The sequence below is a fragment of the Cellulophaga tyrosinoxydans genome (genome assembly GCF_900176415.1).
GTDB lineage: Bacteria > Bacteroidota > Bacteroidia > Flavobacteriales > Flavobacteriaceae > Cellulophaga > Cellulophaga tyrosinoxydans.
In genome coordinates this window covers 42,136-63,727 of record NZ_FWXO01000007.1, presented here as the reverse complement: position 1 = coordinate 63,727, position 21,592 = coordinate 42,136, and the positions used below count along the sequence as shown (strand labels likewise).

Sequence of the window (21,592 nt, the reverse complement as noted above, 5' to 3'; positions counted from 1 at the left end):
CTCTTTACTTAAATTTTCTTCATTTGCTCCTTCATCATTTTTATCTGATCACCAAGCATATTTTGTTTATCTAATTTTTTAGCTTCATTTAAAAGCATTGTTGCTTCTCTTTTTCTGCGTTTTTGCATCGCAATACCGGCTAAGCTTAATTTAGCCATGGCAACATCGTAATCCATAGTTAAACCTAACTTTAGCGCTTTTTTAAAGTATTTTTCTGCTGTAGTTAAATTGGTTTGCGAATAAATAATTCCGTGTAAGTAATTGTAATACCCTTGTTGTTTTACTGTTAAGGCAGCCTTTGGCTTCTTAATTTTAGACAACCATTTTTCTGTTCCGGCTAAATCTTGCTTACGCATTCTAAGAAATGCTAGAAGAATCATTTCATTTCTAAAATAAAGGAATACAAAAATTAATGAAAGAAGAATTAAAAATATACCATTTCCAATATTACCTTCAATGAACTGGTATATGGCGTATGCTATTATTAAACCTGCAATAATTAATTTATAAAGTTTATTAAACATGTTTTGTTAATTTGTTTTGGTGTTATTTTTTGGATATAATTTTTAATCTGGCAAAAGTAATAAAAACAATCTTAAATATTTTTTAAATTAGATTTGCCAAAGCAAAAACTCTTTGTATATTTGCGCCCAGTTTTGGACAAGCTAAAAGCAAAATCAAAACAATTTCATTTTAAAGTATAATAAAGACCTTATAAGATGCCAGGACAAAAAAGAACATATCAGCCTTCAAAGCGTAAAAGAAGAAATAAACATGGTTTTAGAGAACGCATGGCGTCTGTAAATGGAAGAAAAGTTATTGCTAGAAGAAGAGCAAAAGGTAGAAAAAGATTAACTGTTTCTTCAGAGCCAAGACATAAGAAATAATGATTGAATTAAATTTCAAAATATTAGGTGTTACTTTTTTTTAAGTAACACCTTTTTTTTTGTTTATTGTTGAATAATTACGAAACACTATATAATACTAGTACAATGCCAAAGAATGAAAAATTAAAATCTGTTTTAATAATTGGATCTGGTCCAATTGTAATTGGTCAAGCCTGTGAATTTGATTATGCTGGTTCTCAGTCACTTCGCTCACTACGTGAAGATGGGATTGAAACTATTTTAATCAATAGCAACCCTGCAACTATCATGACCGATCCATCCATGGCCGATCATGTTTATTTAAAACCGTTAACCACCAAATCCATTATTGAAATATTAAAAAAGCATCCAAATATTGATGCTGTTTTACCAACAATGGGAGGTCAAACTGCTTTAAATTTATGTATTGAAGCTGATGAAAAGGGTATTTGGAAAGATTTTGGTGTTGAGCTCATTGGTGTTGATATCGATGCGATTAACATTACCGAAGATCGTGAAAAGTTTAGAAACTTAATGTTGAAAATTGGGGTAGGAATGGCGCCTCAAGCTACAGCAACATCATTCTTAAAAGGAAAAGAAATTGCCCAAGAGTTTGGTTTTCCATTGGTGATTAGAGCTTCTTATACCTTAGGTGGGGCAGGAGCATCGATAGTTTATAAACCAGAAGATTTTGACGAATTATTAAGTCGTGGATTAGAAATTTCACCAATTCACGAAGTGATGATCGATAAGGCCTTGATGGGATGGAAAGAGTACGAATTAGAGTTGCTTCGTGATAAAAACGATAACGTAGTCATCATCTGTGCTATAGAAAATATGGATCCAATGGGGATTCATACCGGAGATTCAATAACGGTTGCACCTGCAATGACACTCTCTGATAAAACCTATCAGAAAATGCGTGATATGGCGATACTGATGATGCGTAGTATTGGTGATTTCGCAGGTGGCTGTAACGTGCAATTTGCTGTTAGTCCTGATGAAAATGAAGATATTATTGCTATCGAAATTAACCCAAGAGTATCTCGTTCTTCTGCACTAGCCTCTAAAGCAACGGGTTACCCAATTGCTAAAATTGCTACAAAACTAGCTATAGGCTATCATTTAGACGAGTTAGATAATCAAATTACAAAATCTACTTCAGCTTTATTCGAGCCAACTTTAGATTATGTAATTGTTAAAATACCACGCTGGAACTTTGATAAATTCGAAGGTTCTGACCGTACTTTAGGGCTTCAGATGAAATCGGTAGGGGAAGTAATGGGTATTGGGCGTTCGTTCCAAGAAGCACTGCATAAAGCAACACAATCTTTAGAAATAAAAAGAAATGGTTTAGGTGCCGATGGAAAAGGTTTAAAAGACTACGATAAAATCATCAGTAAACTTACCATTCCAAGTTGGGATCGTGTGTTTATTATTTATGATGCCATACAATTAGGGATTCCATTAAGTAGAATCCATGAAATTACTAAAATAGACATGTGGTTCTTGAAACAATATGAAGAGCTACATTTACTAGAAAAAGAAATAGAATCATACAGCATAGAAACGTTACCTCGTGATTTGTTATTGGAAGCAAAACAAAAAGGATTTGCAGACCGACAAATTGCGCATATGCTGGATTGCTACGAGAGTGAAGTTCATAAGAAAAGAACGGAGTTAAACATCAACAGAGTATTTAAACTAGTAGATACTTGTGCTGCTGAGTTTAAAGCGATGACACCGTATTATTACTCCACTTTCGAAGCAGAAATAGAAACTCCAGAAGGGGTGCGCTATGTAGCAAACGATAGTATTGTTACCGATAAAAAGAAAATTGTAGTACTAGGTTCTGGACCAAACAGAATTGGACAGGGAATTGAGTTTGATTACTGCTGTGTGCATGGTGTTCTAGCCGCTGCAGAGTGTGGTTATGAAACCATTATGATTAACTGTAATCCAGAAACCGTTTCTACAGATTTTGATACCGCAGATAAACTTTATTTTGAACCTGTATTCTGGGAGCACATTTACGATATTATACTTCATGAAAAACCTGAAGGTGTAATTGTGCAGTTAGGTGGTCAAACAGCCTTGAAATTGGCAGAAAAATTAGAGAAATACGGCATTAAAATTATAGGAACTAGTTTCAAAGCGCTTGATTTAGCGGAAGATAGAGGAAGTTTCTCTAAACTATTAGAAGAGAATAATATTCCATTCCCACAGTTTGGTGTGGCCGAAACAGCCGACGAAGCCTTAGCGCTTTCAGATGAACTAGACTTCCCACTTTTGATTAGACCATCTTACGTTCTTGGAGGACAAGGAATGAAGATTGTCATCAACAAAAAGGAACTAGAAGAGCATGTAATTGACTTATTAAAATCTATACCTGGTAATAAATTATTACTGGATCACTACTTAGATGGCGCCATAGAGGCAGAAGCAGATGCTATTTGCGATGGGGAAGATGTGTACATTATTGGTATCATGGAGCATATTGAGCCTTGTGGAATTCACTCAGGAGATTCCAATGCAACATTACCTCCTTTTAATTTAGGAGAATTTGTGATGCAACAAATTAAGGATCATACCAAGAAAATTGCCTTAGCGCTTAATACCGTAGGACTTATAAACATACAATTTGCCATTAAAGATGATATGGTATACATCATTGAGGCCAACCCTAGAGCTTCTCGTACGGTACCATTTATAGCAAAGGCCTATAAAGAGCCTTATGTAAACTATGCTACTAAAGTGATGCTTGGAGAGAAAAAAGTGAAAGATTTTAATTTTAACCCTCAGTTAGAAGGTTACGCAATTAAGCAACCAGTTTTCTCTTTTGAGAAGTTCCACAATGTAAATAAAAACTTAGGTCCAGAAATGAAGAGTACGGGAGAAAGTATTTTATTTATCGATAGCTTAAAAGATGATGAATTTTACAACCTATACTCACGTCGTAAGATGTATTTGAGTAAGTAATACTAATCGTTACAACACTAAAAATCCCCAATACGTTGGGGATTTTTTGTTTCTGGAATTTTCAAACAGCTTGGTGATATAAGTTTCAGAATTTCATTTTTTTGCTTGTTTTGTAGGTGTTGATATTACAATTGTGCGCAGTAGCGTGTTGCTCGCACTAGCGATGTAGTTATTTTCTGTTTAAGTCCGTTATTAATAAAGGATTATCCTTTTTTAGTTCATTTATAAGTTTTTCAACTTCTGATGTTTTTGAATTAGCTTTTAGTCTTTCCAATTCTGTCTCTGTAATTCCGACAAGTTGTAAAAATGAAACTTCTCCATGTGGTGTGCTAATTTTTCCAAGTTCTGGGTCAAGTGTAAAAGCAAATCCAACTATTTTAGTTTCAGTGTTTAGTCTAATTGGTCCATTTGCAGGAATGTATTGATTTTCTTCAAACCATCTTCCACTTTGAAAAACATATCTTGCTAAATTATTCATAACCTGAATTGCCCAAATAGGTTCGTCTTTATCTTCTTTAAAAGGTTTTAATCTAAAAGTAAATTCAAATCCCCATTTACTAAAATCTCCTCCAGCTTTTTCTTCATCATAGTAAAGTTCAGACATTCCATAACTTATAATATGTTTATGTGTTTCTTGCTTATTAGAGTTATAAATACTAGCTCCATCTATTGGGTCTGTTCCTGCAACAATAAAATGAATACCACATAAAGGGCCATAATGTTTTGGTTCAGTTTCGCCATAAATTTTCTCTAATGATTCATCTATTGATTTCCAGCCAACAGCTTCTTCTTCCGTAAATTTGTTTTTATAAGTTTCTTTATCCATTGTAATGTTTTTATAACGCCTAACTGTTTAGCTCAGCGTAGTGCGTAAGAAAGGAATCTTTTTTCCGTCCACATTTCGTTTTGCCGTATATAGTCTCTATTCGAATACATTTTTTCCTAAATGCAAAACTTCAACTTTAATTTGTTCGTCGTATGTTATAGATTCAAAAGCTATATATAATTGTGATGAATTCACATTCCAATCAGCATACGTTGTGGTGTCGTTTGGATGAATAAATACTAAGTTTTCATTAGTATCAATTTTCCATTTCCATTCATTTGTTATATTACTCGGGCTTTTCGAATAACCGGTACCGTCAGTGTTGAAACTTACAGTCCACCCTTCATTTTCTTCATTATTAATATTTTCAATCTCAACTTCGGTCAATTCGCTTCCATAAGAATCTATTATTTCAAGTAGTTCATAATGGGAATAGACCCATGGACTTTTTTCAGAAAGTAATTCTGATTTTGTTTTAAATTCCTCTTCTGAATTTTTATTTGTACATGAAAGTACATTTATACCAAAAAATAAAATGAGTAGTATTCTTAATTTCATAGATGATTTTTTAAATTACCTTAACCATTAAAATGGTAAAGTGGGACAGAAAATAAGCGATTATTTTCGATTTAGCCACTTTATAAAAACAGCAAACTCTGCAACTAAGCCCGAAGCCCGCATTGTTTATAGGTTAAATTGTAAAATGTTTTTTATTTAAAGAGTATTCTACCTTCATAAGTTATTTCACCAAGCCTACCACTTTCAGGATCCTGATATTGAAAAATAAATGAATCCGAAGATAATGTTAATTGTGAATCAGATATTGATACATCATAGGTCAAATTGTAAATGTAGCCATTTGATAGTTTTAACTTATTTGTACTTTCCAATTTCCAATTAAATTCCAGTAATTGATTTGCGGTAGCAGTTCCTGTTCCATTTGAATTGAACTTGATAATTTGTCCACTAAACCTTTGGTTTTCTACCAAAGCTATATCGGATTCTTGAATTTCAAATCCATCAGCATAAATTATATTTTCCACTTCAAATCTTTCAAAATTCCATGGACTTGCACTTATTAAGATTTCAATATTATCAGTTGAATCCATATTATCATCAGCGTTACATGATAAGACGAAAATCGATAATAGAATTAAAAATAATTTTTTGTTCATTTTTAATGGTTTTTTAAGATGGTTGCGAATTTATTATGGCTGGCACGAGCGTGACGCTCGCGCTAAAGGGGTATTTTTGTATACCAACTTGCAGTGATTATTAATTTTATACTTTGTTTCTGTAGTTTTCATCCCGTTAATTAAATTATAATTTTATTTAATTGATTATCAGTTAAAATAGGATCAAAATATCTTATGTAATCGTTTAATTCATTTAGTAATTTTACATTTACATATTTAAATTTAACTTTTGGCTTATTATTAATCATAACAATTAAATTTCTAATTGGTATTTTCTGTTCCCCCCAATGATGTGCTTTTAAGGTTATATTTTCAGAAATATAAACATAAAGAGCAAAATTTGCCCTTTCAATTTGTCTAATTGGCGACCTTAAGTTTAAAGAATTAACTGATGATTTACTCCAATTTTTTGTTTTTATTATAAAAATACCAGCTTTTGAAATTAAGAGATGGTCAATTTGTATGGATTTAATTCTCTCGTTATGCTTTTTGTAAAAAATGGGTTGAGAAAAATTCAATTTAAAATCATTAATTAAAACATAATCATCCGAAAGTTTCTTAATTTCTTTTACTACTAAATTTTCTCCTATTGCTCCTGAAATTAGATTTTTTGAATTTTCTAAGATACTCCGTGTATATTCTAATTTTTCAATTTTATATTTTGCTCTTTTTTCAATCAGGTCTTGTTTTTCAGTTTCATATTCTTTTATAAAAAGTTCATCATGTTCTATATTTTTTGAAATTTCTTTTATAGATAAACTTATCAGTTTAGATTTATTTTTAGCAAAATGATTGGATTGATTTTTTAAATAATAATGTCTTAGGCTTGAAAGTAATTTTTTTATTAAATTATCACCTTCGTTACTTTGAAATAAATCAATTTTTGTCTTTAATTCAGAAATTCTTTTGTCTATTCTTTCGGTCTCTAAATTGATTATTTGAGCTTTGTTTTTAATTTTTTGTTTAAGGTTAATACAAGTTTCAGAATATTCTATTTCTAACTTATCTGATGTGTCATTAAGTATTGTAAGTTTTTCTGAATTATAATTTGTTAAAAACTGATTAATTTCCCTTACGGAATTGAATCTTGTAATTCTTTTATTTTTTAACTCAGATTTTAGAGATTTTAATGATTCTATTGTTCCAATTATTCTAGCCATTTAGAAAATTTCTCAAATTATAACCAACGGTTTAGCTGAACATAGTAATATGGCAAAGAAACTTTTTGTTTACATCTTCGCACCAGGCTAAAGCTTTTGGTTTCGCTTTTTCTTTTTTTGTCCAAAGCTAAATCCCAAAGATTTAGCGACTTCATAAATGTACACAGACCTTTCGATTTAGCACAAAAGTCCGCATTACGTTTAGCCATTGTTGTGCATAGTTTTTTTATTCAGAAAGGTAAATCTTCCCAATCTGCTGTTTCGGTTTGTTCTATATTATTTTCTTGTTCAATAGTTTTTTCAACGGTTTCAATGAACTTAATTGAATTTGTTACATTATTAAAAATCAGTACACTTTCTGCATAGTTCAAAATTTGATTATCGTGTGCAAAACTTCTATTATTTCTAATATCATTAAATGCTTCTATGACATTGATTGAATATTTTAAAATTCTTTCAGTCATTTGCGATTCTATTTTTTCATTAGCAACTATAAATTTTACATATTTTCCAAAAATTGCATTTAAAGATTCTTCTTTCCTTATTTCGATTTTATGATTTTCACAAAGTTGTCGAATAAATTTCATAACGTATGTGTGTAGTCTGTCTAAAGCCGATTCTGGTTCATTTTTGTCGATACTTTCTCTAATTGATTTTGCAAGTAAATTGAAATCCCTGTCATTTTCAACCTCTTTAATTACTTCTATTTCTTCAACTATTTTTTCTTCCTTTAGTTTTTTTGCAATTTTTAAACACTCGTTGTAAATATTCTTGTCTCTTTCATAATCGAATCCGTTTTCTCTCGCAATTGCTTTAGTATGCCAATAATCTAAAAGAGCAGAAATTAATTGACCTACTTTATAACTTGGTTCTTCTGCAAAAAAACCTCTTAATCTATTCGCTTTTGAACCACTTGCATAAAAATATTTGTCGTCATAAATATTTACTTTAATGCTATCATATACAAATGATTGAAAAGTATTATTTGAAAAATCCATTACATAGCCAGTTGGCATATCAAATAGTTTTTCGATTAAAAATTTCTCTTTATAGTCTAATACAGCCAATTTTTGAGTTTGGTTTTAAATTATGCACAACGCCAAATATATGAATCGAAGCAAGGCAAAAAAGCCTGAACCAATCGATCTATCTGCGCATTTTTATTTCTTATTCAATTTATAAAATATAGCGCCTTTGCAAAAAGGAAATGACCTTTCGATCTGGCACTAAACTTTGCTCTGATTTCATATATAATGTTAGCTACAGTTTTTGTTCAGTCCAATTTTTCAATAGTACCATCTTTATTGAACCACATTTCAATAGACACTTTTTCCTCTATTGGTTCTCCCTTTCTTTTTACAATATCAAACTGTAAATTCGATAACGATTTTTGGATAGACTTTATACAATGATTGTATTCTCTTTTTGTGTCCCAATATTCCTTAATTGATTCTTTCTTCTGATATTCAGTCATGGTTACATCAGTAACCTTTCCATCTTTTCCGATTGTTATTGAATATAATTCAGAACAATCGAATTTATCAAGTTTAGTCCATTTGTAGTTTTTAATTCTATCAAATATGGTGTTCCTTGTTGAATATTGTTTAAGTCTTTCAATCCCGTTTTTTAAATCAATATAATTTTGTTCGTCCTTTGTTTGAATTACTTTTCCAGTTCCTATTGTCAAGATTGTCTCGTATAAAAATATTCTTTCAAATACTCCGTCCCAGCGTAATTCTGTATTGTTATTTCTTTTTGAAGGGAAACTTATATTTCCACTAAACCAATCTATAAAAACTTTGTTGTTCTTGACTTTGTCACCAAATAATTCCCTGAGGTAATTATTTGGGTTTGGTGTTTTGTCTTTTAAAGAATGACAATTAATAAGTTCAGTTACGAACAGGCTGTCGTTTTCTATTTTGTAAATCGCTTGGTAGCCTCTCCAGCAATTTAATGAACTGCCCAAAGTTCCGTCAATAGAATTTCTGAAACTTAAATCAAATAACCTGCCTTTGTCATCTTGTGTTTTTTGAAGATAATGTTCAACCAATAAGTTATAAGTCGGAATTGTATCTTTTTTATAAATCAAATAGTCAGGAACCTGCGGACTTGATGCAAAGGAGTTTTGCGAACAAACACTAAAAATTAGTAAGGTTAAAATCCACTTCATTTGTTTCTTTGAAATTGTAGCTAACAATGGAATATCAATAACCTTAATTCTCCCAACGCTATTCTTAATCCCTAAAATAAGAGCAATTTTTCACGTACAAAGTGTTTTTCTTTAAACTTTGTAAGAGGTTTACTCAAATTTCTATGATTGGTTTAAAATCTCCGATAAAATACTGCTTTTTTAAGGCTTATGCTAGGCGTGTAGAACGCATTAATTCCAACTATTTAATATTGAGCAAGCTTTCTTGAAAAAGCTTGTAAATACGCTTGTATTCATCGGTCCAGCTACTAGGCTCCACAAAACCATGGCGTTCTACAGGGTATACGGCCATTTCCCAATTGGGTTTGCCTAGTTCTATAAGTTTTTGTGATAAACGCACCATATCTTGAAAATGTACATTATCATCTATCATTCCATGTAAAATAAGCAAATCGCCTTGCAGGCCATCTGCAAAATAAATAGGTGAACTTCTGCGGTAAGCTAAACTATCGGTAACTGGCGTGTTTAAAATACGTGCGGTATAGCCATGGTTATAGGCAGCCCAATCGCCAACAGAGCGTATTGCCGCACCTGCTTTAAAGGTTTCTGGCGCATTAAACATGCCCATAAGGGTAATAAACCCTCCGTAGGAACCACCATAAATGCCAACTTTGTCTTTATCAATACCATAGTTGTTTAGTAAATGTTGTACTCCATCTACCTGGTCCGATAAGTCTTTGCCACCCATATGCCTGTAAATGCCCGTACGCCAATCGCTACCATAACCAGCACTACCTCTATAATCAATATCCAATACGGTATAGCCATTATCTACCAATAAATTATGAAACATGTATTCTCTAAAATAACTGCTCCACCATTGGTGTGCGTTTTGTAAATAGCCTGCACCATGCACAAAAACTACAGCTGCTTTATTTTTAACTGCCGTTTTTGGTTGGTATAAGCGAGCGTAAACGGTGGCATTATCGGCGGCTTTAAAGGTAATGACCTCTGGTGCTCTCCAATCATAACTTTGAAATTCTTCGGTCGTAGAAAATGTAATCTGTTTTAATTGGCTTGCCGTTTTTGTAAAAATAGGATTAGGGCTGGTAAACAACTCTGTAGGTTTATTGGAGTAGGAGTAGAGCACCGCCATAGTGCGTTCATCGGGCGATAGGTAAACTTCATTATTACCAACTTCAGTGGTGAGTTGTTGTAATTTCCCGCCGTTTATAGGCATGCTATAAAATTGACGGTCACCCGGATGGTTTTTGTTGGCGGTAAAATACCAACGCGATTTGTCTTTGGATAGAAACGGATCGTAAATTTCAAAATTACCAGAGGTTAAGGCTTTTGCTTTTTTTGAAAAAACATCCATGGTGTATAAATGCGAATAGCCTGTTATTTCAGATTGAAACCAGATACTTTTATCATCGGGCATCCAACCCATTGTGCCACCACCATAACCTCCAATACCTGGGCCTGCAATCCAAGCTTCATTGTGTTGATGGTCTAAAGTGGTAACGGTTCCGTTTTCGAGGTTTAATAAGGCAATCCAACGGTCTTTATAATCGTTGGAATTGATATCAATTACCGCCTTTTTGCCATCTTTACTCCAAATAGGACCTGCAATATACCCTATGCGATTGTCATTTTTATAGGTTTTCTCTGGGTATTCTTTGGTGTATTCAGGAATGTAATTTAAGCCTTCTAAACCTACACTATCTAAAACAACAGGTATTACTTTTCTTTTGTTGATGTCATAAATAAACAATTCATAGCTGGTTGGATCATCACCAACTTTAGATCGCGTATTCTGATCTTCGGTATAGCCCGATTCAGTGACATAATGTGGCACTATGGTTCTTTTGTTGGATTCTCTTTTTACGGCTAAATAGGTAACAAAATCACCATTAGGACTCACTTGTTGGCTAAAAATAGATTTTCCTTCTGTGTATATTTCTAAAGGCGATTTACCTTCGGATCGTTTATTAAGTTTCTCTTCTTCGTCATTCTTATGCTTGCGTTCTCGCAGTACCTCAAAAAGCGCTAATTGGTCGTTCATTAACCATTCGTCTCGATCACTTTTCTTATCCTTTTTCTCTTTTTTATCGGTAAAATTAGTTACCTGTTGGGTAGCTCCCGTAGCGATAGTCCAGATGTAAATATTATCTCCTTTTTCAAAAGCTATTTTACTGTCGTTTTGAATGAAATAAGGACTTCGTTCACGATCCGTAGTATTCGTAATTTGAAAAATGGTATGGGTTGCGACATCTAGCATATAAATATCTCCATACTTTTCATACACTTTTTTGGTTTTTGATGCATTAAATGTGCCATAGAAACTAGGAAGCTTATAAGATGTTTCAAAATCTATCTTATCAATTTTCCCAGATTTTAATTGATAGCCGTAAAGGGAATCACTCAGTGCAGCACCATCCGGATTCCAATCAAAATAAATGGTTTTGCCATCACTAGACCAGTTTATATTAGAAGGCAAATGACCAACAAAGTCATCACCCTTCATGATTTCATTTATTTTTAAAGTTGATGTATTTACCTCTTGTGCGCTAAGAGTTATAGTGGTAACAAAAAATGTGACAGTGAGCAGTAAACTTTTTTTCATTTGTTAACTAATTTAGTTTGGTCTAACGAATAGGAAAGATACTAAATAGTAACAGAATTTACTATACGCTACGGTTTGCTATATAACTTAAGATTGTAGACGCCCCAGAAAAAGAATAGTATTTCTAGTACTAAGGCAACCGTAAACTGCGGTGATACGCCATCGAAAAGGGTACTAATAATTCTACCGAAAGATAATCCTCCCATAAAAAGAATATTGCAGAGTGTGGCAGCATGCCAATACTGTGGTTTTAAAACTCCGACCACCCAAAAACTACCAAAGGCAATATATAAGCCCATAACGGCACGTAATATATTTTTAAGTTCTAAAGCATGCACTTCAAACCCGAAAACTTGGAGTAAAAATACACTAGGGTTTCCTCCATACACAATACTAACACTTAACACGATAATGGCGGAAAGTATTAAGTGTAGATTTTTATATTTCGGATTTTGGAACATGGTAGCGGGTATAATTAGCGCATTATAGTTTTACTAATAAAGGCCAAGCCTATTGGTAAAGAAGTGCGCCAATATTCCCAGGTATGTGCACCATCTCTTACACGGTATTCATGGGGTATGTTTTTTTGCTTTAAGGCTATGTGTAACAACGAATTTCCTACAGTCAGAAAATCATCATCTCCACAATCAAAATAAATTTTAACTGATTTTAAAAGTTCTGCATCTTTATTTTCTACAAGATTTAGAACGTTATAGGCTTTATAATCTTCGGTAAGTCTATTTTTATCACTAAGACCTTTAGCCTTGGTTAAGGTTCGTCCAAAATAATTGTCAAAAGCGGTTTGGTCCATTTTAAGTACTTCGTTCTCAGCAAATATTGCTGAGCTATAAGCAGCACAGGCACCGAAAACTTCATGGTGTTTTAGGGCAAGGTTTAGTGTGCCCAAACCTCCCATAGACAAGCCACTAATGCCTCGGAATTGCTTTTCTTTTCTTATGCGATATTTGTTTTCTACAAAGGGAATAAACTCTTGGATGAACATATCTTCATAAGCATAAGAGCCATCTGTTTTATTCATGTAAAGTCGATCATCGCCATCTGGCATCACAACAATCATTTCGGTTACGTTGCTTTTTTCAATCTCTTCATCGAGAATACGTTGAATATTCCCAAATTGAATCCAATCGCGTTCATCGCCAGTGTAGCCATTAAGTAAATATACCACAGGATATTGGCGTTTTGAAGTGTCGTAGCCATCTGGTAAATACACAGAAAACTGTATGGTAGATTTTAAAATCTTACTTTCCATAGTTAGGCTTTCTAAAACTTGACTTTGTGAAAATGAAGACAGGGTAAAGCTAATTAGTACTAAGAGAGATAGGATGTTTTTCATAGGATGATATATTCTTACTATTTTTTCTTAAAGGTATAAAGCAATAAAGATTTTTATAAAACAATTACCCACAACGAGTTATTGTAGGTTAATTTAAAGGGTTATAATGGCCTATTTTATGCACCCCATTCGGTATGGAAAATACCTTCCATATCAGTACGTTCATAGGTATGGGAACCAAAATAATCTCGTTGTGCTTGTATTAAATTTAAAGGTAAATTACTAGAGGTGTAGGCATCAAAATACACTAAAGAATTTGATAATCCTGGAAGTGGAATTCCACTTTTAGCTGCATAAGCTACTAGCTCACGTGCTGAAGCAACCGTTTCCTGCACTTTGGGCACAAAAGTAGGCGCTAGCAATAAATTTGGAAGCTGCTTATCTGCTGAAAAGGCGGAAGAAATATCCTCTAATAAGCCTGCTCTAATAATACAACCTGCACGCCATATTTTAGCAATAACAGACATATCTAGTTGGTATTGGTATTCTTTTGATGCATCTGCCAGCTGATGTAAACCTTGTGCATATGTAGTGATAAAAGCAAAATACAAAGCCTCTTCAGCCATGGTAAGTAATTCATTCTTATCAATTTTGCCTGGTTTTGGTCTGTCGTATAAGGTATCGGCAAGCACGCGTTCTTCTTTTAAAGCAGAAATTTCACGCATACTTACAGCAATATCAATAGATGGAACAGGGATACCTAAATCCATTGCATTTTGCGATGTCCATTTTCCTGTCCCTTTTTGTTTGGCTTTATCTAAAATTTTATCTACCAAATAACCTTCGGCTTTATCATCTTTTTGTTCAAATATTTCAGAAGTTATTTCAATTAAAAAAGATTGAAGTCTCCCTTTATTCCAAGCATCGAAAGTAGCATGTAATTCTTCATTAGTTAGTCCGCATGATTTTCTTAGAAGATCGTAAATTTCTGAGGTTAATTGCATCAGTCCGTATTCAATGCCATTATGCACCATTTTCACGTAGTTTCCTGCTGATTTTGGTCCTAAATAAGCCACGCAAGGTTCGCCTTTAAATTTAGCCGAAACCGCTTCAAAAATAGGTTTTACGTGTTGGTAGGCCTCTTTATTTCCACCGGGCATTATACTTGGTCCTTTACGCGCACCTTCGGCTCCACCAGAAACTCCAGAACCAAAAAAGTGAATCCCTTTTTCTTGTAAATAGGTTTCTCTGCGGTCGGTATCTGTAAAGAATGAATTTCCACCATCAATAATAATGTCATCTTTAGCTAAAAATGGCAATAGATTTTCAATAACACTATCTACAATTTTACCAGCAGGAACTAAAAGCATTATTTTTCGAGGTTGTGCTAAGGCATCTACAAAGGTTTTAATATCGGAAGTTGCGTTAACACGTTCTAAATTTCCTCCTTCGGTTTTAAGTGCATCAACTTTTTCGGTATCTAAATCGTAACCAAAGGCTTTAAAATTATTATCGGCAACGTTCAAAATAAAATTGCGTCCCATAACGCCAAGTCCTACAAGTCCAAAATCGTAATCTTTATGCTCCATTTGTATGTTTTATTATTATCAACAATAGATGTCAATATTGTGTTATGTGTATAACTAAGCTATTAATTGATGTAAAATAGTCTTAATTTAGCTGAAAATATAGTTCAAAATTAAATTAAAATATCCAAATAGGGTGGTTTGTTGAAGGAAACTAACCAATGTTATTTTAATTATAAGAAATAAAACAAATATCATTAAAACGAACCTTGTATTATGAATAAAACAGCGAACCAAATGCTAATAATATTTGGTGCCTCAGGAGATTTAACCGCAAGAAAATTAATACCTGCTATTTATAACCTATACAAGGGAAATCATTTACCAGAGAATTTTGTGGTATTAGGGGCGAGTAGAAGTGCCATGACCGATGGGGAATTTAGGAGAAAAGTGGTGCAAGAAAGTGCCTATTTAAAAGATGTTATTAGTACAGAAGACGCTGATTTTGTAAGTAAATTTTCAGATAAGATTTTTTATGAAGATTTAGGCAGTGACTATGATACCGATTATGATTTGTTAGGAAAACGCATAGGAGATTTAAATAGCAAATACCACACGTCTAATCAGTATATTTTTTACCTGTCTACTCCACCTAGTTTATATGAAGCTATTGCTAAAAATCTTCATAATCAAGGACTTACAAATGAAACGGAAGGTTGGAAACGTATTATAGTAGAAAAACCTTTTGGTTATAGCTTAAAAACTGCAAAAGATTTAAATACAGGACTTCAGAAGTATTTTAAAGAAAAACAGATTTATAGAATAGACCATTATCTAGGTAAAGAAACTGTTCAAAATTTATTAGTTACTCGCTTTGCTAATTCTATTTTTGAACCCCTTTGGAACCGAAATTATATACATCATATAGAAATAACCAATGCAGAAACCGTAGGTGTAGAGAAAAGAGGTGGTTATTACGATAAATCTGGAGCGCTACGCGATATGTTTCAAAGTCACTTATTGCAGATAGTTTCTTTAATTGTCATGGAGCCACCAATAAATTCTTCTGCAGAAGAAATACGTAATGAAAAAGTAAAAGCACTAAAATCGCTCCGAATTATGACCGATGAAAAAACGCTTTTTGATCATACCATAAAAGGACAATATGTAGCCTCAGAAATAGACGGTGAGAAAGTAAAAGGCTACCGCGAAGAAGAAGGGGTAGACCCAAATTCTAAAACAGAAACCTTTGCAGCCATTAAGTTTTTTGTAGACAATTGGCGCTGGAAGGATATTCCGTTTTATGTGCGTACTGCTAAAAGAATGCCGACGAAGGTAACCGAAGTGGTGATTCATTTTAAAACGCCACACCATCAAGTTTTTAAAGAGCAAGATATAAATAACAAGGACAATAAATTGATTATTAGAATTCAGCCTGATGAAGGAATTTTACTAAAATTTGGCGTAAAAGTACCCGGACAAGGTTTTCAAGTAGAACGTGCCAACTTAGATTTTTACTACTCTAGTTTATCAGATTCCAACATTATGCAAGCCTATGAACGTTTGTTATTAGACGCTATGCAGGGCGATGCAACCTTATATGCAAGGGCAGATGAAGTGGAGGCAGCTTGGGCATTTGTAGATCCAATTCTTAATTACTGGGAAAATGGTAAAGATGTAAATACCTATGGCTATTCTGCAGGAGTTTGGGGACCAACAAATTCAGATGATTTAATAGAAGGGGATTATACGTGGCGGAATCCAGGCCCACATTTAGTAGATGATTCTGGATTCTGTGTAATATGTTAATTAAAGATAACGATGCAAGTTAGAATATATAAAAGCAAACAGCTAGTAGCAGAAAAATTTTCTGCATTTTTTAAAGATAGTGCGGAAGGTACAGGTGAGTTTCATGTGGCACTTTCTGGTGGGAGTACCCCAAAAATTGTATTCGATTATTTAGCGACACATTTTTCTAAAGAAATAGATTGGTCTAAAGTATTCTTTTATTGGGGAGATGAACGCTGTGTTTTACCTACAGATGATGAAAGTAATTATAAAATGACCGTTGCACATTTGCTTTCAAAAATTGCGATTCCAGAAGCGAATATTTATAGAATTCATGGAGAAAATGAGCCTAAAAGTGAAGCTATAAGTTACAGTAATCTTTTGGATCAAAAATTACCCCAAGATTTGGGAATGCCAAAGTTCGATTTAGTGATTTTGGGTATGGGTGATGACGGACATACTGCTTCTATTTTTCCGCATGAAATTAAACTTTGGGAGGCTCAAGAAAATTGTGTGGTGGCAATTCATCCAGAATCTGGACAAAAACGAGTGTCAATTACCGGGCGAATAATCAATAACGCAGAAGTAGTTGCCTTTTTAGTTACTGGAAGCAGTAAAGCAGAAAAAGTAAAGGAGATCATTAAAGAAGAAGGATCGTATTTGGATTATCCTGCCACTTTAGTTAAACCAACATCCGGAAAGTTACTTTGGTTTTTAGATAAAGAAGCGGCCGAAGGCTTGTATTAATTTAAAGTTTGATTTCTCTCGTTTTAATTTAATACTTCAACCTAATTCCCCTTTGGGGATTAGGGGTTTACAAATCCAGCTTTACATTTTCACCGTCAAGGGAAGCCAAATGTTCTTCCATTTTAAAATTAGCGGCATAAAATCGTGTGCTTCTAGAAGAGGCTTCAGATTTACGTTGCATACTGCGAGCATACCTACGCACCCCTTGAACATCGTCAATAATTAACCCAGGAACAGGTTTGCTTTGGCCATCTATATCTTTGGCAACCATGGTAAAATATGACGAGTTGCAGTGTTTCTTTTTACCTGTAGTAATATTTTCAGATTCTACCCGTACGCCGACAACCATTGAGGTTCTGCCGGTGTAATTTACGGCAGCTTTCAAGGTTACTAATTCCCCAACTTCAATAGGGTTTAAAAAGTCTACTTTATTAACCGAAGCAGTAACGCAATAACTCCGAGAGTGTTTAGAAGCACAGGCAAAGGCAATCTGATCCATTAGATTTAAAATATAACCACCATGTACCTTACCACCAAAATTGGAGTGTGCTGGCAGCATTAACTCGGTAATGGAAACCCTTGATTCTTTCGACGATTTAAATTCTTTCATAATTAATTTCTATAGCCTGGAGATTGTTCTTTTTCCACTTTAGTAATAAAATATTTGGTATCGCCTAACCAGAAGAAAGTTCTGTAGCGTTCTACATAATTCAACTTGACATATTGGCCTTGATAATCTTGTAATTTCTGAATTACTTCTTGGTCTTTATCCAAAACGGAAAATTCAAATATTTGTGCTCCAGAAATTCCTTGGCTAATTTCCCCTTCCCAAGTTTTTATGGCAACACCTTTATGACTTATTTTAATTAATTCTCCTGAGCGGATTCCTTCGCTGTAGGGTACAAAATACACAAAGGCATAATAGGCGCCAAAAATGGCAATAATGCCTAGCAATAGTAATCCTAATACTTTTTTCATTTTTATAGTTATTTATTTTTTAGGCTAAAGTTTATAGCTGTTTAGATCCAAAGTTAACTGATGTTCTTGACACTATTTTATTTTTATTTGAAAGCCAGTAGCAATAATATTTATTATGATATTAACCAATATTCACTACTAAATTTACAAATTAAGTTTGGGTTCTTCTAAATCGTCATCATCGTCGGCATGTGCCCGATTCAGTAAATTATCAGGAATAGATTTTTTAGCTTTTGCCCCCATTTTTTTGAGTTTTTCAATACTCGTAATAATATTACCACGACCATCAACTAACTTATTCATGGCACCACGATATTCAACTTTAGCCTCATCCATTTTTTTGCCGACTTTCATTAAATCAGTCACAAAACCTTCAAATTTGTCATATAAGGCACCAGCTTGTCGCGCAATTTCTAAGGCATTACGCTGTTGCTTTTCATTATTCCACATACTGTCTATAGTGCGTAAGGTTGCTAAGAGCGTAGACGGGGTAACAATAATAATGTTTTGTTCAAAAGCTTTATTGTATAAGGTGTTATCGTTGTTTATCGCTACAGCGAAAGCAGGTTCTATAGGTACAAAAAGCAGTACAAAATCTGGACTTTCCATTTCATACAAATCCTCATATTTTTTGGCAGAAAGCTGGTCTACATGTCGACGTAACGAATTAACATGATCCTTCAAATATTTTTCTTTTTGATCGTCTTCAGCATTAACGTAACGTTCATAATCAGTTAGTGATACTTTAGAATCGACAATCATTTTTTTACCGTCAGGAAGATTTATAATGACATCTGGTAAAACCCTTGTGCCATCTTCTCTAGTAAAACTCTGTTGCACGGTATATTCGCGGTCTTTTTCTAATCCTGATTTTTCCAGAACACGCTCCAGCACTAATTCCCCCCAATTCCCCTGCATTTTACTATCCCCTTTTAATGCTTTGGTTAAGTTTTCTGCTTCTTGAGTAATTTTTAAATTTTGAGTTTGTAAATGTGCTAATTGTTCTTTTAGCGCAGAATGCATACCCACACTTTCTTTTTGACTGTCTTCAACTTTCTTTTCAAAAAGCTGAATTTTTTCTGAAAGTGGCGTTAGAATATTTTTAATATTCTCTTTGTTTTGTTCGGTGAATTTTAGACTCTTTTCATCTAAAATTTTGTTGGCTAAATTCTCAAATTCCTTAGTAAACTTTTCTTGTAGCTTTTCTACTTCTTCTTTTTGTTCGCGATTTTTTAATTGTAAATTCTCTAAATCTGCCTGGTAGCGTGTAATTTGGTTGCCCAATAGCTCCTTTTCATTCCGCAATTCATTCTTATCTAACTCCGCTAAGGAACGAACCTCGCTAATGGTTTCTTCTGCTTTAGCAAGTTTTTGTTCTAAAGAACTTATACTTAAACGCAACTGTTCCTCGCGCTCTACTAATGCACTTTGTGTTGAGGTAGTTTTTAATTTTTGGATGTAATTCCCTAAAAAGAAACCTAATAGCAAGCATAGAATTCCAATAAGTAAAAAGATAATGTATTCGTTCATAGTAGTGCCATAATAACTAAAAGTAAAGATACTAGATTGACTATTAAAAGAAATAGAATAAATATAAAAACCTATTAACAACAGATGTGAATTATTTAATTTTAAAACTCCCCGTATTTGCATCGAACTGAATCATATCTGTTGGAAACAATTTTTCAAAATGATGCGCTTGTATAAGTTCACATGGTGTTCCAAAATAACTTTGATTTTTACCAAGAATTAACATTTTATCGCATATTTGGATTGCGACTTCTATTTCGTGGGTGGTAAATAGAATAGTTTTTTTCGCTTTATGTGCAATGCTTTGCAACAATTTTAATATTTGCACCTTATGATACAAATCTAAATGCGAAGTTGGTTCATCCATTAAAATAAAAGGGGTGTCTTGGGCTAAAGCTCTAGCGATCATAACTCTTTGTAATTGACCATCACTTAATTCAAAACACTTTTTATGTTGTAGGTCTTCAATTTCAACCCACGTAATGGCTTCTTTTGTTTTAATTTTATCTTCTTCGGTTAAGGTGCCTAACCAATTGGTATACGGCTGTCTGCCTAAAGCAATAAGTTCGAGAACAGTAAGGTTTTTTGATGCGATGGGTTCTGTTAAAACCAAACTAATTTTGGTTGCAAGTTTTGTAGGGGAATATTCTGAAAGTTTTTTGTTTTCGAGCGTAACAACGCCATCAATTTTTTGTTGTAGGTTACCTAACGTACGCAATAAGGTAGATTTGCCTATACCGTTTACACCAACTATAGCCACAAGCTCTCCTTGCTTAATAGAAAATGAAATAGCCTTAGCAATTACAGTTTCCTGTTTTTTGCTTTTATAACCAATACTCAGGTTATCTGTTTTTAGGATGATATTTTGATCTTTCGTTTCGATAGTTTTAAATATTAAAACACCATTTTTCGTTTTCTAACAAGCAACCAAATTACCACAGGCGCTCCTACAATACTTGTAATGGCATTTATGGGCAAAACACTAGCGGAACCTGGTAATTGGGCAATACTATCGCAAACAAGCATAATAATTGCACCGTAAAGCAAAACAGCTGGGACTAAAATTTTATGTTCTGTGGTATTAAATATTTGTCGGGTTAAATGTGGAACTGCCAAACCTATAAAGGCAATTGGTCCTGCAAAAGCTGTTATGGAACCGGCCAATAGACCCGTAGCAATAATGATAAGCAATCGCGATTTTTTTAGCGCTATTCCGAGACTTTGGGCATAGTTTTCACCCAATAATAAGGCATTTAATGGTTTGATAGAAAGTACACTCAATAAAATTCCAATACTGATAATACTGCCTAATAACAACAGTTGTAACCACGATAAATCACCTAAACTACCAAGCGACCAGTAGATGAATTGTTTTAGATTTTCCGATGACGTAAAATAAGAAAGCACACTTACTATGGCGCCTGTGATACTTCCAAACATTAAGCCAATAATTAAAAGCGACATGGTGTCTTTTATCTTTAACGCAACCGAAAGCACCGCAAGTAGCACTAAAAAACTACCAAGGCTAGAAGCTATTGCTAAGGTCGTATCATTAAAAATTGAAAAGGAAAATACACTAGAGAATGCTGAAGCTCCCATGATTAGTATAGCTGCACCTAAGCTAGCTCCCGAACTTATGCCTAAAACAAACGGACCAGCCAAAGGATTTCTGAATAAGGTCTGCATTAATAAGCCACATAATGACAATCCAGAACCGACTAAAACTGCTGTAATTGCCTTAGGTACTCTGTAATCCCAAATAATATAATGCCAAGATTGGTTTGTAGTTTCATTAGTGAATAGAACAGCTAAGGTATTTTTAAAAGGAATAGTAACCGAACCAAATGAAATATTCACCAACATAAGTATCACAAGCGCTATAAAAAGCACTATAAAATAATAGCTGTATGTTTTAGTTTGATGCACT

General features: G+C 33.6%; 20 protein-coding genes. 4 read left to right on the top strand and 16 right to left on the bottom strand.

Annotation, left to right across the window (positions count from 1 at the left end):
* Positions 1–8: 8 nt before the first annotated feature.
* On the bottom strand, positions 9–524 hold the full coding sequence (locus B8963_RS15125) for a hypothetical protein (RefSeq protein ID WP_084063046.1): 516 nt from the start codon (positions 522–524) through the stop codon (positions 9–11).
* Positions 525–719: 195 nt separating this feature from the next.
* On the opposite strand from B8963_RS15125, the gene rpmH reads away from it, so the two are divergent.
* Both rpmH and carB read left to right on the top strand, forming a co-directional pair.
* Entirely contained in the window at positions 720–887 is a 168-nt protein-coding gene (rpmH, locus tag B8963_RS15120) for a 50S ribosomal protein L34 (RefSeq protein ID WP_084063045.1), read from the top strand.
* A 105-nt stretch (positions 888–992) separates the two neighbouring features.
* Positions 993–3,845 (top strand): carbamoyl-phosphate synthase large subunit, encoded by a 2,853-nt coding sequence (gene carB, locus B8963_RS15115; RefSeq protein ID WP_084063117.1) that lies wholly within the window; start codon positions 993–995, stop codon positions 3,843–3,845.
* Positions 3,846–4,014: 169 nt separating this feature from the next.
* Here the strand turns inward: carB and B8963_RS15110 are convergent, their stop codons facing one another.
* The 10 genes from B8963_RS15110 to gndA all read right to left on the bottom strand — a co-directional run bounded on the left by B8963_RS15110 (position 4,015) and on the right by gndA (position 14,685).
* Positions 4,015–4,671, bottom strand: a complete 657-nt coding sequence (locus tag B8963_RS15110; RefSeq protein WP_084063044.1) for a suppressor of fused domain protein — start codon at positions 4,669–4,671, stop codon at positions 4,015–4,017.
* A gap of 96 nt (positions 4,672–4,767) precedes the next feature.
* A complete protein-coding gene (locus B8963_RS15105) occupies positions 4,768–5,229 on the bottom strand; it encodes a hypothetical protein (protein WP_084063043.1) in 462 nt (153 codons plus the stop codon).
* A gap of 152 nt (positions 5,230–5,381) precedes the next feature.
* A complete protein-coding gene (locus tag B8963_RS15100) occupies positions 5,382–5,780 on the bottom strand; it encodes a hypothetical protein (RefSeq protein ID WP_084063042.1) in 399 nt (132 codons plus the stop codon).
* Between the two features lie 206 nt (positions 5,781–5,986).
* Positions 5,987–7,027, bottom strand: coding sequence for a nuclease-related domain-containing protein (locus B8963_RS15095; RefSeq protein WP_084063041.1), 1,041 nt, complete (start codon positions 7,025–7,027; stop codon positions 5,987–5,989).
* A 230-nt stretch (positions 7,028–7,257) separates the two neighbouring features.
* Complete coding sequence (locus tag B8963_RS15090; protein WP_084063040.1) at positions 7,258–8,094, bottom strand: abortive infection family protein; 837 nt, start codon at positions 8,092–8,094, stop codon at positions 7,258–7,260.
* A 206-nt stretch (positions 8,095–8,300) separates the two neighbouring features.
* Positions 8,301–9,197, bottom strand: a complete 897-nt coding sequence (locus B8963_RS15085) for a hypothetical protein (protein WP_143312555.1) — start codon at positions 9,195–9,197, stop codon at positions 8,301–8,303.
* Between the two features lie 220 nt (positions 9,198–9,417).
* On the bottom strand, positions 9,418–11,802 hold the full coding sequence (locus B8963_RS15080; RefSeq protein WP_084063038.1) for a S9 family peptidase: 2,385 nt from the start codon (positions 11,800–11,802) through the stop codon (positions 9,418–9,420).
* 68 nt (positions 11,803–11,870) lie between these two features.
* On the bottom strand, positions 11,871–12,263 hold the full coding sequence (locus B8963_RS15075; protein WP_084063037.1) for a DUF4345 domain-containing protein: 393 nt from the start codon (positions 12,261–12,263) through the stop codon (positions 11,871–11,873).
* A 14-nt stretch (positions 12,264–12,277) separates the two neighbouring features.
* Complete coding sequence (locus B8963_RS15070; RefSeq protein WP_159447305.1) at positions 12,278–13,072, bottom strand: alpha/beta hydrolase; 795 nt, start codon at positions 13,070–13,072, stop codon at positions 12,278–12,280.
* Between the two features lie 200 nt (positions 13,073–13,272).
* Positions 13,273–14,685, bottom strand: a complete 1,413-nt coding sequence (gndA, locus tag B8963_RS15065; RefSeq protein ID WP_084063035.1) for an NADP-dependent phosphogluconate dehydrogenase — start codon at positions 14,683–14,685, stop codon at positions 13,273–13,275.
* 213 nt (positions 14,686–14,898) lie between these two features.
* Between gndA and zwf the strand changes: the two genes are divergently transcribed.
* Together zwf and pgl are read left to right on the top strand one after the other, a co-directional pair.
* The gene (zwf, locus tag B8963_RS15060) at positions 14,899–16,431 is read left to right on the top strand and encodes a glucose-6-phosphate dehydrogenase (protein WP_084063034.1); all 1,533 of its coding nucleotides are present in this window, start codon (positions 14,899–14,901) and stop codon (positions 16,429–16,431) included.
* A gap of 12 nt (positions 16,432–16,443) precedes the next feature.
* Entirely contained in the window at positions 16,444–17,157 is a 714-nt protein-coding gene (gene pgl, locus B8963_RS15055) for a 6-phosphogluconolactonase (protein ID WP_084063033.1), read from the top strand.
* 67 nt (positions 17,158–17,224) lie between these two features.
* On the opposite strand, the gene B8963_RS15050 is transcribed toward pgl, so the two are convergent.
* The 5 genes from B8963_RS15050 to B8963_RS15030 form a co-directional block, all read right to left on the bottom strand.
* Entirely contained in the window at positions 17,225–17,767 is a 543-nt protein-coding gene (locus B8963_RS15050) for an acyl-CoA thioesterase (RefSeq protein WP_200810852.1), read from the bottom strand.
* Between the two features lie 2 nt (positions 17,768–17,769).
* A complete protein-coding gene (locus B8963_RS15045) occupies positions 17,770–18,135 on the bottom strand; it encodes a 6-phosphogluconate dehydrogenase (RefSeq protein WP_084063031.1) in 366 nt (121 codons plus the stop codon).
* Positions 18,136–18,279: 144 nt separating this feature from the next.
* A complete protein-coding gene (gene rmuC / locus B8963_RS15040; RefSeq protein WP_084063116.1) occupies positions 18,280–19,665 on the bottom strand; it encodes a DNA recombination protein RmuC in 1,386 nt (461 codons plus the stop codon).
* Between the two features lie 91 nt (positions 19,666–19,756).
* On the bottom strand, positions 19,757–20,548 hold the full coding sequence (locus B8963_RS15035; RefSeq protein ID WP_084063030.1) for an ABC transporter ATP-binding protein: 792 nt from the start codon (positions 20,546–20,548) through the stop codon (positions 19,757–19,759).
* Between the two features lie 11 nt (positions 20,549–20,559).
* Positions 20,560–21,591, bottom strand: coding sequence for a FecCD family ABC transporter permease (locus B8963_RS15030; protein WP_143312554.1), 1,032 nt, complete (start codon positions 21,589–21,591; stop codon positions 20,560–20,562).
* Position 21,592: the final 1 nt, after the last annotated feature.

Bases quoted from the DNA above. Each gene is read 5' to 3' on its own strand.
- B8963_RS15095 (WP_084063041.1), bottom strand. From the start codon at position 7,027: ATGGCTAGAATAATTGGAACAATAGAATCATTAAAATCTCTAAAATCT.
- B8963_RS15080 (WP_084063038.1), bottom strand. From the start codon at position 11,802: ATGAAAAAAAGTTTACTGCTCACTGTCACATTTTTTGTTACCACTATA.
- B8963_RS15075 (WP_084063037.1), bottom strand. From the start codon at position 12,263: ATGTTCCAAAATCCGAAATATAAAAATCTACACTTAATACTTTCCGCC.
- gndA (WP_084063035.1), bottom strand. From the start codon at position 14,685: ATGGAGCATAAAGATTACGATTTTGGACTTGTAGGACTTGGCGTTATG.
- B8963_RS15050 (WP_200810852.1), bottom strand. From the start codon at position 17,767: ATGAAAGAATTTAAATCGTCGAAAGAATCAAGGGTTTCCATTACCGAG.
- zwf (WP_084063034.1), top strand. From the start codon at position 14,899: ATGAATAAAACAGCGAACCAAATGCTAATAATATTTGGTGCCTCAGGA.
- carB (WP_084063117.1), top strand. From the start codon at position 993: ATGCCAAAGAATGAAAAATTAAAATCTGTTTTAATAATTGGATCTGGT.
- rpmH (WP_084063045.1), top strand. From the start codon at position 720: ATGCCAGGACAAAAAAGAACATATCAGCCTTCAAAGCGTAAAAGAAGA.
- B8963_RS15085 (WP_143312555.1), bottom strand. From the start codon at position 9,197: ATGAAGTGGATTTTAACCTTACTAATTTTTAGTGTTTGTTCGCAAAAC.
- rmuC (WP_084063116.1), bottom strand. From the start codon at position 19,665: ATGAACGAATACATTATCTTTTTACTTATTGGAATTCTATGCTTGCTA.
- B8963_RS15110 (WP_084063044.1), bottom strand. From the start codon at position 4,671: ATGGATAAAGAAACTTATAAAAACAAATTTACGGAAGAAGAAGCTGTT.
- B8963_RS15105 (WP_084063043.1), bottom strand. From the start codon at position 5,229: ATGAAATTAAGAATACTACTCATTTTATTTTTTGGTATAAATGTACTT.
- B8963_RS15100 (WP_084063042.1), bottom strand. From the start codon at position 5,780: ATGGATTCAACTGATAATATTGAAATCTTAATAAGTGCAAGTCCATGG.
- B8963_RS15045 (WP_084063031.1), bottom strand. From the start codon at position 18,135: ATGAAAAAAGTATTAGGATTACTATTGCTAGGCATTATTGCCATTTTT.
- pgl (WP_084063033.1), top strand. From the start codon at position 16,444: ATGCAAGTTAGAATATATAAAAGCAAACAGCTAGTAGCAGAAAAATTT.
- B8963_RS15125 (WP_084063046.1), bottom strand. From the start codon at position 524: ATGTTTAATAAACTTTATAAATTAATTATTGCAGGTTTAATAATAGCA.
- B8963_RS15070 (WP_159447305.1), bottom strand. From the start codon at position 13,072: ATGGAAAGTAAGATTTTAAAATCTACCATACAGTTTTCTGTGTATTTA.